10 protein-coding genes are annotated in these 11,984 nt (G+C 66.7%); 5 read left to right on the top strand and 5 right to left on the bottom strand.

Annotated features, from left to right (window positions below):
- Window positions 1-40: 40 nt before the first annotated feature.
- The 4 genes from ACFWN2_RS06485 to ACFWN2_RS06500 all read right to left on the bottom strand — a co-directional run bounded on the left by ACFWN2_RS06485 (window position 41) and on the right by ACFWN2_RS06500 (window position 4,234).
- Entirely contained in the window at window positions 41-790 is a 750-nt protein-coding gene (locus ACFWN2_RS06485; RefSeq protein ID WP_382425260.1) for a DUF1963 domain-containing protein, read from the bottom strand.
- Window positions 791-1,359: 569 nt separating this feature from the next.
- Window positions 1,360-2,187, bottom strand: coding sequence for an ABC transporter ATP-binding protein (locus ACFWN2_RS06490; RefSeq protein ID WP_382425262.1), 828 nt, complete (start codon window positions 2,185-2,187; stop codon window positions 1,360-1,362).
- Window positions 2,169-3,200 (bottom strand): FecCD family ABC transporter permease, encoded by a 1,032-nt coding sequence (locus ACFWN2_RS06495; RefSeq protein WP_382425263.1) that lies wholly within the window; start codon window positions 3,198-3,200, stop codon window positions 2,169-2,171. Before ACFWN2_RS06495 ends, ACFWN2_RS06490 begins: the two co-directional genes overlap by 19 nt.
- On the bottom strand, window positions 3,197-4,234 hold the full coding sequence (locus ACFWN2_RS06500) for a FecCD family ABC transporter permease (RefSeq protein ID WP_382425264.1): 1,038 nt from the start codon (window positions 4,232-4,234) through the stop codon (window positions 3,197-3,199). The genes ACFWN2_RS06495 and ACFWN2_RS06500 overlap by 4 nt, the downstream gene beginning before the upstream one ends.
- Before the next feature lie 98 nt (window positions 4,235-4,332).
- On the opposite strand from ACFWN2_RS06500, the gene ACFWN2_RS06505 reads away from it, so the two are divergent.
- From ACFWN2_RS06505 to ACFWN2_RS06525, 5 genes are all read left to right on the top strand, one after another.
- On the top strand, window positions 4,333-6,012 hold the full coding sequence (locus tag ACFWN2_RS06505) for an ABC transporter ATP-binding protein (RefSeq protein WP_382425265.1): 1,680 nt from the start codon (window positions 4,333-4,335) through the stop codon (window positions 6,010-6,012).
- Between the two features lie 44 nt (window positions 6,013-6,056).
- Window positions 6,057-7,730, top strand: coding sequence for an ABC transporter ATP-binding protein (locus ACFWN2_RS06510; RefSeq protein WP_382425266.1), 1,674 nt, complete (start codon window positions 6,057-6,059; stop codon window positions 7,728-7,730).
- A 338-nt stretch (window positions 7,731-8,068) separates the two neighbouring features.
- Window positions 8,069-9,034, top strand: a complete 966-nt coding sequence (locus ACFWN2_RS06515) for an SDR family NAD(P)-dependent oxidoreductase (protein ID WP_382425268.1) — start codon at window positions 8,069-8,071, stop codon at window positions 9,032-9,034.
- The gene (locus tag ACFWN2_RS06520) at window positions 9,031-9,597 is read left to right on the top strand and encodes a TetR/AcrR family transcriptional regulator (RefSeq protein ID WP_382425269.1); all 567 of its coding nucleotides are present in this window, start codon (window positions 9,031-9,033) and stop codon (window positions 9,595-9,597) included. Before ACFWN2_RS06515 ends, ACFWN2_RS06520 begins: the two co-directional genes overlap by 4 nt.
- Before the next feature lie 57 nt (window positions 9,598-9,654).
- Entirely contained in the window at window positions 9,655-10,941 is a 1,287-nt protein-coding gene (locus tag ACFWN2_RS06525; RefSeq protein ID WP_382425270.1) for a M24 family metallopeptidase, read from the top strand.
- Between the two features lie 92 nt (window positions 10,942-11,033).
- Here the strand turns inward: ACFWN2_RS06525 and ACFWN2_RS06530 are convergent, their stop codons facing one another.
- The gene (locus tag ACFWN2_RS06530) at window positions 11,034-11,954 is read right to left on the bottom strand and encodes a TauD/TfdA family dioxygenase (protein ID WP_382425271.1); all 921 of its coding nucleotides are present in this window, start codon (window positions 11,952-11,954) and stop codon (window positions 11,034-11,036) included.
- Window positions 11,955-11,984 lie beyond the last annotated feature (30 nt).

Consider the following 11,984-nt stretch of genomic DNA (forward strand, 5'->3'; position numbering starts at 1 on the left):
GGTAACGGAGGTAGCCCAGGCGGTGAGGCGCTGGACCCGGTCACGGGTTGAAGTACGTGACGAAGCCGGCACGCTCAAAACGCTGTGAGGCCAGGTCCTCACGGCGGATCGCCCAGAACATGTCCGCGCCGCCGCTGGCCGGATGGTCGACGGTGATCTCTGCGAGAAGCACCCAGTCGTCGGCATCTGCGGCTCTGCCTTGCTGGGTCTCGTTGTCGTCCAACGCAGCGTTGGCTGCGTAATCAGTGGGGAGTTCGCCGTTGCAGTCGGTGCCGTAGCCGCCGAGAAGGAATGTCCTGCCGCTGTCATCCCAGTCTGCGGCACAGATCTCGGCCAGAGCTTCGGTCTCGCCGAAGAACGGCAGTGACAGGCGGGGGACGATCTTGAGGTCACCTCGCTGGTAGTCCTCATGGACTTCGTCGAAATACGGCTCCGACAGGATGCTTTCGTCGAGTTGCCGCTCCTCGACCGCGACACCTTCCGGCACGTACAGCACCTCGCCCAACCCGTCTTCCTCGGGATAGCCGAAGAACAGGAGTTGTCCGTCCGATGGCAACGCGATGTCGAGCGACTCCGAGGGCACTGCCGCACAGTTGATTGTCGCGACCAGCGGAAACAGTCGTTCCCCGGCGTCGGCGGGCACCATGATCGGCCCGCCGAAACGGCCAACGACAACTCCGTCCTCCCGGTGCACGCCACACGGCCTGACGAGCGCCATCCCTCGCTCGACTTCAGCATCCGACAAGCCACGGCTACGTGCCTCGGCACGTAGCCGCTCGAGAAGAAACACCGTGCTCCAACCTCCTCGACAGCCTTGAAGCCGTTCAGGTCAAATCTGCGCCCGCAGATCGCCGCACGGGCAAGCCGGACCAGAAGCGGCGTACAAGCCATAAGCCGATCGTCAGGATCCACTGGACCATACCGATCACGAACTGGTCAGCGGCACGTCGCAATCAAGCCCGCGAGACCAGGGGCCCGCCCATGTTCTTGAAGCACTCCTGCGCCTTCAGCTCTGCCTGTCGGCGGTACGAACCTGCTTGACCAGCAACGCCTTGCTCTCGCCTAGGTGCCGACGACGATCGTCACGCGGAATCGCTCCAGATCTTCTCGTACGCGCCCTCCCCTCGGGTGCGTCATCATCAGGACGACCTCGTGCTCAGATGCCCAAAGTGTCTGCAGGATGCGATGTCCTTGGGTCTGGAACCCGAACATGACCCTCATGGGGTGTCCTCCTTCTGTGCGATGGGATACGACTGAGGACTCCGCAGTGGGCGGCACTCGCAATCGACGTGTAGGACAGTGGATCAACAATCATGTGAGTCGCCGCGCTGCCGGTGGAGGTGCGGCGGGTCTCGTCGGTCAGTTCACGATTCGGCGGGGATCGTCCAGCCTCGCCAGGGGCACGATCAGCGGCGTGCCCACCTCCGGGTCCGGGATGATCCGGCACGGCAGGCCGAACACGTCGTTGACGAGTTCCTCGGTGACGATCTCGGTCGGCACCCCCTGCGCCACCACCTCGCCGCGGCACATCACGACTAGGTTCGTCGCGTAACGGCAAGCCTGGTTGATGTCGTGCAGCACAAGGACGAGGGTCTGGTCACCCTTCCGGTGCAGGTCCGCGCAGAGGTCGAGCACCTCGATCTGGTGCGCGATGTCCAGGAACGTCGTCGGCTCGTCCAGGAGCACGATCGGGGTCTGCTGGGCGAGGACCATGGCCAGCCACACGCGTTGTCGCTGGCCGCCGGACAGTTCGTCGACGAAGCGGTCCGACAGTTCCTCGACGCCGGTTCGCTTCATGGCCGAGAGCACGGCCTGTTCGTCCTCTGTGGACCATTGGCGCAGCATGCGCTGGTGTGGGTAGCGGCCGCGGGCGATCAGGTCGGCGACGATGATGCTGCCGGGGGCGATGGAGGTCTGCGGGAGAAGGCCGACCTCGCGAGCCAGGTGCTTGGTCGAATAGGCCGAGACGGCCTTACCGTCCAGGTGAACGGCGCCTCGCGTGGGGTTGATGATCCTGGCCAGCGCCTTGAGCAGGGTCGACTTACCGCAGGCGTTGGGTCCGATGATGACGGTGAACGAGCCGTCGGGGATCGTGATGCCCAGGTCCCTGGCCACTACTCGCTCGTCGTAGGCCAATGTGAGGTTCTCGGCTCGGAGCCTGCCCGGTGTCACCATTCCCTGCGCCATTCCCTTCCCAGCAGCCACACGAGGTACAGACCGCCGATCGCTCCGGTGCTCAGTCCCACCGGCAGTTGCAGCGGAAACAGCAGGCGCTGGCCGGCGAGGTCGGCTCCGACCAGCAGAGCGGCGCCGGTGAGCGCCGACAGCAGTGGACCTGCCGCCCCGACGCGCACCAGACGGTGTGCGACCTGGGGTGCGGCGAGGGCGACGAAGGCGATCGGGCCCGCGGCGGCCGTGGCCACGGCCGTCAGGGCCACTCCCGCGATCACGAGGGTCAGCCTCGTGCTCTCCACGGGCACGCCGCGGGCGGTCGCGGCCTCGTCACCCATCTCCAGCAACGACATGGGTCTCCCGAGCATCACGACCAGCGGAAGCAACACGGTCAAAGAGGCCCAGACCGTGCCGACGTCCGTCCACTCGCGACCGTTGAGGCTGCCCACGAGCCAGTGCTGTGCGTTCTGCGCGTCCTTGAGCGATGCCCGGCTGAGCAGGTAGGCGTTGACCGCGGCGAGCATCGCGCTCACGCCGATGCCGACGAGGATCAGCCGGAACCCCTGCACCCCGCGCCGATACGCCAGCGCGTACACGACCAGCGCCGACACCACACCGCCGAGCACGGCGCCCAGAGGAACCCCGAGGGCACTGTCCTGGAACAGGAGCAACACCAGCAGCGCTCCGGTCGCCGAACCTGTCGTGAAGCCGATGACATCCGGACTGCCCAACGGGTTCTTGGACACGCTCTGGAAGATCGCCCCTGCGGCACCGAGGGCGGCGCCCACACCGATACCGGTCAGCAGGCGGGGCAGGCGGAAGGTGTTGACGACGAGCTGCAGTCCGCGCGGGCCTTCTCCACCGATTGCGCGCAGGACATCCGGTACGGATGCCTTCAGGTCGCCTGTGGTCAGCATGAACAGGCTTAGCACGACGACGACTGCGGTGAGCAGCAAGCCGACGACGACGGCACGCGGGCGGACACGCAACGAGATGGCACCCGAGCGGGAGCGCAGGATCGTGCTCACAGCTGCGTGATCCGGCGGCGCCTGGCCAGTGCGATGAATACCGGCGCCCCGACGAAGGCCATCACGATTCCGACCTCCAGCTCTCCCGGCGCGGCCGCCACGCGCCCGACGACGTCCGCACCCAGCACCAGGACAGGTCCGAGCAGCGCCGAGTAAGGCAGCACCCACCTGTTGTCCGGGCCGGTGATCAGTCGCGCGACATGCGGAACTGCCAGCCCGACGAACCCGATCGGCCCCGCGGCCGCGGTCGCCGCGCCGCACAGCAACGTCACGGCCACGGCACCGCCCAGCCTGATGCGCTCGATCCTCACGCCGAGAGCACGGCCCGTCTCGTCGCCCAGCGCCAATGCGTTGAGGCTGCGACCGAGCAGGAGCGCGACGACCGCGCCCAGGACCATCAGCGGGCCGGTCTGCCACAGCACGTCGAAACCGCGGCCCGCCAGCGAGCCGATGATCCAGAACCGGTAGCGGTCGAACGTCTGGCCGTCGATCAGCAGGACGATGCCGACGAACGCGCCCAGCACCGCGGTGACGGCGGCGCCCGCGAGCACCATGCGTTCAGGGGTCGAGCCACGACCTCTGGAGCCGAGCAGGTAGACGACGATCGCGACCGTCGCGGCGCCGGCCAGGGCGAACCACACGTAGCCGCCGGGGGCGGTGACACCGAGCAGCGAGATGGCGACGACAACGGCCGTGGCGGCCCCGATCTCCACGCCGAGCAGGCCCGGATCGGCAAGCGGATTGCGGGTGAGCGACTGCATCAACGCACCCGCGAGACCGAGCGCGGCCCCGATGACGAGGGCGAGGAGCGTCCGGGGCAGGCGGAGCTCGCGGACGATGTACGCCAGGTCGGTGCCGTCATCGTGGTGTACCAGCGCCAACGCTTCGAGGACGCCCACGTCCTTGGACCCGACGATCAACGAACACACGGCCAGCCCTACCAGCACCGCGAACCCGGCCACGATTCCCCACACCAGGCCAGCCGGAGCCTTGCGAAGCCGCGGCTCGGCGCGCGGCGGGGTGTCAACCGCCATCGATGAAACCTCCAGCGGCTTCGTGATCGCCTGACCGGCGAGTGAGGTTAGGGTAGGCATACTTCTACACGAGTGTCTATCTAAGCGAGGGAGGCAGGGTGGGTCGCCCTGACGACGGCGGCGTGCTGCGCAAGTCCGTGCTCGCCCATCGGGGCAGGATCGCCGCCACCGCCGCGTTGTTCATCGCGCATCAGTCCGGCGAGGCGTTGGTGCCGTTGCTGATCGGTGTGGTTCTAGACCGGGCGGTGACCACCGGTGATCCCGGTGCGTTGGCGATTTGGTTAGCGGTGCTGGCGGCAGATTTCACGATGCTGTCGGCGGCCTACAGATTCGGCACGCGCGTGGGGCTGCTAGCCGGGGTAAGGGCCGATCGCGCTTTGCGGTTGCAGCTCGCGGCAAGGGTGCTGGACAACAGGGGTGGAGCGGACAACGGGCTGCCGCCAGGCGCACTGGTGAGTATCGCGACTGCGGATGCGCGCCGGACTGCGATGGTGAACTTCATGCTGCCGCACGGAATCGCGGCGGTCGTCGGAGTCGCAGTGGCCAGTTCAGCGTTGTTGCTCATGTCCGTCCCGTTAGGACTCTTGATCCTGCTCGGCACTCCCCCGGTGATGCTTCTGATGAAAGCGTTGACCGGTCCGCTGGAACGCCGCGCGTCGGATCAGCAGGAACAGGTCGCGCGCGCCGCCGCCGTGGGCACGGACCTCGTGCGCGGAGTGCGAGTGGTCAAAGGCCTGGGCGTCGAGGGGGCCGGTGTGGCGCGGTACCGGTCGGTGAGCAGGGCTTCATTGGCAGCAACGCTTCACACGAGCCGAGCCGAGGCTGGTTACTCAGGCGCGGTGCTCGCTGTGAACGGCGTGTTCCTGGCGATTGTGGCGCTGGTCGGCGGTGGGCTCGCGGCAGCGGGTGACATCAGCGTCGGTGAGCTGGTGTCCGCAGTGGGCTTGGCTCACTTCATGGCGGGTCCGATGGGGACCTTCGGAGAAATCATCGGCGCCGTCGCGGGAGGCAGGGCGTCGTCGGCGCGGATCGCGCGAGTGCTGAAGACTCCCCCCGCCGTGGCTGAAGGAGAACGTTGTCTCAGCGAGGTCGTCGGCGAAATCGAGTTCAGCGCGGTCGGCGGCGGGAAGCTGACAAAGCTGAACCTTTCGGTCAGGGCGGGCGAACTGGTGGGCGTCGTGACCGGAGATCCTGCGGAGGCTGCGGACATGAGGCGATTCCTCGGCAGGGAGGCTGATCCGGACAGCGGGAAGGTCACGCTGGACGGAACCCCGTTGCGGGACCTGGATCTTGACGCACTGCGCACATCCGTCCTGGTGCCACCCCACGACGCTGACCTCTTCGAGGGCACCGTCGTGGAGAACATCCTCGCCGGCACCATCGGGGAAATCGATCGCGCTGGCCGTGCGGCACAGGTCGAGCAGATGGCGGCTGTGCTTCCGGAAGGACTGGACACAGCGGTGACAGAGCGTGGGCGTTCTCTGTCAGGCGGTCAACGGCAACGGGTCGCGCTCGCCCGAGCTCTGCACGCTGATCCTCCAGTGTTGGTCCTACATGATCCGACCACAGCGGTGGATCCCGCCACCGAGGCCGCCATTGCTGTCGGCATCCGAGACATGCGCGCCGGACGCACGACGATCGTTTTGTGCAGCAGTCCTGCCTTGCTCGCAGTCGCCGACCGCGTCTTACTCGTGGAGGACGGCGCTGTCGCGGCAACCGGAACCCATGCTGATCTACTGGGCGCTCACGAGCGCTACCGGGAGCTGATCCTGTCGTGACCGGTCTCCTGCCGATCGCTGCCGCGAGCCGCACTCGTGCCGCGTTGTTCCGGCTGATCTCAGCTCATCGGCGGCTGGCTCTCATTGCGGCCACGTGCCTGCTCGCCGCGGCCGCCGTGTCGATGCTGACGGCCAGGCTGCTCGGCAGGGTCGTCGATCTCGTTGTCGTCGGCCAAGCCATCACGACACCGGTCGTCCAACTGGTCGTCGTGGCGTTAGCACAAGGCGGCCTCGCGTACATCGGTCTGAGGCTGACCTCGCGACTCGGCGAGCAGATCTTGGCGTCGCTCCGTGAGGACTTCGTCGAGCACGCGCTGGCATTGCCGTTGGCTCGCATCGAACAAGGCGGATCCGGTGACCTCACGTCGCGGATCACCGACGACGTCGCGATGATCAGCACGGCGGTCCGCGAGGCGTTCCCCGAGTTCATCCAGTCGGCGCTGATCATCGCGTTGACGGTCGTCGGGCTCACCGCGCTGGACTGGCGGTTCGGCGCCGCCGCCCTGTTGGCCGTGCCGATCCAGGCTTGGACATCGCGCTGGTACCTGGGCCGGTCAGCCCCGCTCTACGCCGCGCGCCGCCGCGCGGCGGGCACGGAACAACAGCAGCTGCTGGACTCGCTGGGCGGGGCGGCCACCGTTCGTGCGTTCCAGCTCGCCGACGATCACGTCGAACGGGTCGGCGCGCGAGTCGATCGCAGCATCGGCATGACAGTCGCCGTCACCCGGTTGCAGACCAGGTTCTTCGGCAGACTGAACGTCGCGGAGTTCGTCGGGCTCTGCGCCGTGCTCGTCACAGGTTTTCTGCTGGTGCGCGGCGAGATCGCCTCGATCGGCGCGGCCAGCGCGGCGGCCCTGTACTTCGCAAACCTGTTCACGCCGATCAACGGGGTGCTGTTCCTGCTCGACACTCTGCAGTCGGCTACCGCAAGCCTCGCCCGACTCGTCGGCGTCGCGGACCTGCCGCTCGACACTCGCACCGATCGGCGAGAACGCCCTGCCGACGGTTCAGTGAAGGCGGTCGACCTGCGGTACGCCTACCTGCCCGGACACGACGTACTGCACGGGATCGACCTGGAAATTCCGGCGGGAGCGACGGTGGCGCTCGTGGGCGCCAGCGGCGGCGGCAAGACAACGCTCGCCAAGCTCCTGGCAGGGGTGCACACACCATCTTCTGGGACCGTGCACATCGGTGGTGTGCCGCTGGAGAACGTCGAAGCCGTCGCCTTGGTGACGCAGGAGGTTCATGTGTTCGCCGGCACGCTTGCCGAGGACATGCGGCTCGCCAGGCCAGAAGCGACTGACGACGAACTCATCGAGGCGCTCGATGCCGTGGGAGCAGCGGAGTGGGCGGAAGCGTTACCGCAAGGCATCGACACGGTCGTCGGCGACGGCGGACACGATCTGACCGTCGTACAGGTACAACAACTTGCGCTGGCGCGATTGTTGTTGCTCAACCCGCCGGTGGCCATCCTGGACGAGGCGACGGCAGAGGCGGGGAGCAGTGGCTCACGGGTACTCGAGAAGGCTGCTCAACGGGTGCTGCGAGGCCGGACCGCAATCGTCGTGGCCCATCGGCTCACTCAAGCCGCCACGGCTGACCTCATCGTGGTCATCGACCGTGGGCGAATCGTGGAGCAGGGTGCGCACGATGAGCTCGTCGAGACTGGAGGGCAGTACGCGAAGCTGTGGTCCGCATGGACCGCAGGCCGGGTATGACCCCAACTCACCTGCTTCACGGGACGAGGGGCACCCACCAGCCGACCTACACGCTCGGCAGCCGAGAAGCCGTTCCTTGCGAAGCCAGTGCGCGACATCTGGTCGGCCAGTTCGCGAATCTCGCGATTGAGCACAACACACACCGGCTCCGGCCCGCAGACGTCGTCAGAATCTCCGCCGTCGATCTCAGCCACTCGACACGGGCCTGAACGTAATGGCTCTCGGCTCACCATGCTGCAGATCACCACCAGTGATCACGGTCTCGATTACTCCCGCAGGTTGACGTCGTCAACCTGCGGGAGTAAGGTTGACAACGTCAACCCACGGAAGGCATGTCGATGACAACCATCCTGATCACTGGCGGCCACTCAGGCATTGGCTTGGCCGCGTCCCGGAAACTCGCCGCACAGAAGGTGGACCTCGTCCTGGCCGGACGCAGTCCTGACCGCATGCGCGAGGTTGCCGACGAGCTTCGCTCTTCCTATGGCACATCCGTCAGGACAGTGGCACTGGAGCTGTCATCGCTCGAGTCGGTTCGCGCAGCGGCGGCCACCATCGAGTCGATGCTGGCCTCAGGCGAACTCACCTCGCTCGACGCGATCGTCTGCAACGCAGGAGGCCGCTTCGACGGCGCGATCTCGTTCAGCCCGGAGGGCTACGAGACCACGTTCGCGACGAACTACCTGGGTCACTTCCTGCTCGTCGAGCAGCTGCTCCCGAAGCTGAGCAGGAACGGACGCGTCGTGTACACGGCGAGCGGCACCCACGATCCGGACTCGATGGACGGGAAGATGGTCGGAGCGGCGGTCGAACCCGATGCGTTCGCACTCGCCGAGGTCGGCAAGAACGGCGACGCCGCACTGTCTGCGGGGAAACGCTACTCAAGCTCGAAACTCTGCGCCGTCATGTACGTCTACGAGTTGGACCGCCGCCTTCGCAAGGCGGGAAGCGCGGTCTCCGCGATCGCGTTCGACCCGGGGTCCATCCCGGAAACAGGATTCCTGCGCGGGATGCCCGCTCCGATGCGGCGCCTGTCCACCACTTCGGCCATGAAGTGGGTCTCCCAGCGTCTCGGGGTCACAACCTCGGATGTGGCCTTCTCCGGCGCTTCCCTGGCGGCTCTGGCCACTGAGAACGGCTACGTCGACGCGTCCGGCACGTACTTCCAAGCACACGAGGGAACCTTGACGGCAGTGCGGTCCGCCAAGGTCTCCTACGACCTGCGACGCGCAGCCAAGCTGTGGGAGGACACCGAGGAACTCGTCGGCCTTCGGATTCGCGGCGAAGCGACCCAGCCGCGATGAACACCGCTGACCGGCTTGTCGCGGCTGCCGCAGAACTGCTCGACTCGGGCGGCGAGGTGGCTGTCACCCTCCGGGCGGTCGCGGCTGCCACTGGGGTGTCGCACAACGCTCCTTACAAGCACTTCCCCAGTCGCGACGACCTGCTCGCCGCAGTCGCGGCTGCGGACTTCGACGCCATGGCGGCGGAGTGGGTACGGATCAGGACCTCGCCGTCCACGCCGGCGGAACGCCTGGCAAACGCGCTCGATGTGCTGGTCAAGTTCGGTCGCGAACATCCAGCACGCTACGGCCTGCTCTTCAACAGCCCCGAGTTGGCTGGTCGTGAGGGGCCATTGCGGTTCGCCGCCGAGGAGGCGCTCGACCAGTTCGCCGCCATCATCGAGGACCAGCAGAACACGGGAGATCTCCCAGCCGCGCCGGCTGATCATCTGGCCGTTCTTCTCGCCGCCACGGCGCACGGACTCATCAACGCCGATGCCGGCGGCAGACTGCGCCGCCGCACCAATTGGGCAGGCGTCGGCGACGGTTTGCAAACCTTGATCAAACTGCTGTCGAACCACTGACGCTGCACGTTCTGCTGGCTGGGCCGTGTGTGACAACGCGTTCAGGAAGGACGAGAAGTGCTCGAAACCCATGTGCCGACGTTGTCGATGGCAGAGCGCAACCGTCGTTGGGACCTGGCTCGAAGCTTCATGGCCCGCGAAGGGGTCGAAGCGCTGCTCGTCTTCGGCGAACACGAAGACGCCGGTCCAGCTGCTGTTGCCTACGACACCTGGTTCACCAACGACCGACCTGGCGCGACGGTGATCTTCCCTCGCGGCGGCGAACCGATCGCACTGCTGCCAGGCCCCATGTTCATCATGGATCACGTGGAGTCGACCCGCCGTGGCGAAGCCATGTGGATCTCTCCCCAAAACCTCCGCGGCGCGCGAACTTCCAGGACGATCATCGAAACGATCAACGCGCTCGGGCTCGCTGAAGCGGCCATCGGTGTCGTCGGACTGGGACCGCACATGCCCTGGAGTCCCGAAGGGATCATCCCCTACGGGATCTGGAGCAGCGTGTTGTCCAGTTTCCCCTCAGCCGGCTTTCGGCCTGTCGACCTGTCGTTCGGCCAGCTCGTCATGCGGTTGAGTCCTGAGGAGATCGCGCTGGTCCGGCACGCGGCCACGATCGGCGACAACATGGTGAGGGCGATGGTGGAGACCGCGGCGCCCGGAGTCGCAGAGAATCACGTGTACGCGGCGGGCATGGCGGCAGGGTACGGCCATGGATCGCTGCCCCCGGCCATGCACATGTGGTCGGGGCACGACATGGTCGCGGCCGGAATTCCCTCTTGGGCGTACCGCGCACAGGCACCGCGCGTTCTCTGCGACGGTGATGTCATCTACGCGGAGGTGTTCGCCACTCACGGTGGGCGCCAAGCACAGAACCAGGTCACGATCACCGTCGGAGACGTCCATCCGGACGTCTACCGCGCCGCACAGGTGGCTCGCGCCTCGTACGAGGCGGGCCTCGAAGTACTGCGCCCAGGCCGAACCTTCGGCGAGCTCGTAGACGCAATGCACCAGCCCATCGACGCTGCGAACGGGTGGCCGTTCCTGATCGCGGTGCACTCGCTGAACCCCGGCCTGTCCGTCGGCAAGGGCCGCGGGCTCTTCAGCCACGGTCCCGCCACCGAGGGATACCCACTGGTGTCCGACCACCCCACCTTCATGGCCGATATGGAACTGGTGCCGGGAATGAGCTTCGCTTTCGAACCCAACTACGCGTTCGGACGCCACTTGGTCCACCTAGGTGGAACCGTCATCGTCGGTGAGGACCAGCCGATCGAACTCAATCCCTACACCGCTCAACTGCTTCCTGCAGCAGGTGACCGCGTGGCGATCAGCCGGTCAGGCTCGTAGATCAGCCTGCGATCAGGTCACAGAGCCTCGCGCCACAATTCAACCGACCAGCAGCGCTGGGCCGGGGCACACGTGCCCCGGCCCAGCTGTCATCAGATCTCGTTCGACGCCTCGCCCATCGCCACCGCGATCTTGCGTGGGCCGGTGAACGGCTCGCGGCCGTGCGCGACCGACATGTTGTCGACCAGCAGCAGGTCGTCGCGCTTGTAGTCGAACCGGGTCGACGCGGCACGGAAGCACGCCCGCAGGTGACCCACCACGTCATCGGGGATGACGCTGCCGTCGCCGTAGTACGTGTTGTTCGGCAGGCTCTCCCGGCCGTAGACATCGAGGAGGCTCTCGCGGACGTCCTCGGCGAGGCTGCTCTCGTGGAACAGCACGATGTGGTTGAACCACACCGGCAGCCCCGTGAACGGGTGCTTGTGCACCGCGTCGCGGACCGCCCTGGTGCGCAGGCCGTTGTCGGGAAGCCACTCCGCGGTCAGGCCGCCGTCGCGGCACTGGCGTTCGACCTCCTCGCGGCTCTCCGTGCCGAAGACGGTCCACCAGCGCAGGCCGATGTCCTCGCCGTAGTTGCGCACGACGGACCACTGGCGGCGCTCGAACTCCTCGCGCACCGACGAGTCAATCGCCTCGTAGACCTCGCGGACGGACGCGAGCGGCGTGGCGCCCTGCGTAAGGGGCGGCTCCACGCAGTGGAAGTAGAGCGTCAGCGGCCACACGGCTTGGTAGGACATCTCGTTGTGCAGCGGGATCTCCTCCTGCTGCGGGTACGAGGTCGAGGTGTAGACCTTGTCCTTGATGACCTCGCGGGGCGACGACTGCTCGGTGTAGGTGAGCGGCTCGCCGGAGATCGCGCGCACCGCGTTGGCCAGGCCCTCCGCACCGCCGACCTCGAAGCCGCGCATCACCACGGCGCCCTGGTTGTGCAGCAGGTCGCGGATCGTGTCACGGTCGGCGCGCAGGCGTTCGACGACGAGGCCCTCGCCTTCAATGATCTTGGCCAGGGTCATCGGTGGTCCTTCCAGGTTGTCATGGGGTGG

It is taken from the genome of Lentzea sp. NPDC058436, assembly GCF_042721515.1.
Classification (GTDB): Bacteria; Actinomycetota; Actinomycetes; order Mycobacteriales; family Pseudonocardiaceae; genus Lentzea.

Coding starts and splice junctions, on each gene's coding strand:
- ACFWN2_RS06490 (WP_382425262.1), bottom strand. CDS start 2,187: ATGGCGCAGGGAATGGTGACACCGGGCAGGCTCCGAGCCGAGAACCTC.
- ACFWN2_RS06500 (WP_382425264.1), bottom strand. CDS start 4,234: ATGGCGGTTGACACCCCGCCGCGCGCCGAGCCGCGGCTTCGCAAGGCT.
- ACFWN2_RS06515 (WP_382425268.1), top strand. CDS start 8,069: ATGACAACCATCCTGATCACTGGCGGCCACTCAGGCATTGGCTTGGCC.
- ACFWN2_RS06520 (WP_382425269.1), top strand. CDS start 9,031: ATGAACACCGCTGACCGGCTTGTCGCGGCTGCCGCAGAACTGCTCGAC.
- ACFWN2_RS06530 (WP_382425271.1), bottom strand. CDS start 11,954: ATGACCCTGGCCAAGATCATTGAAGGCGAGGGCCTCGTCGTCGAACGC.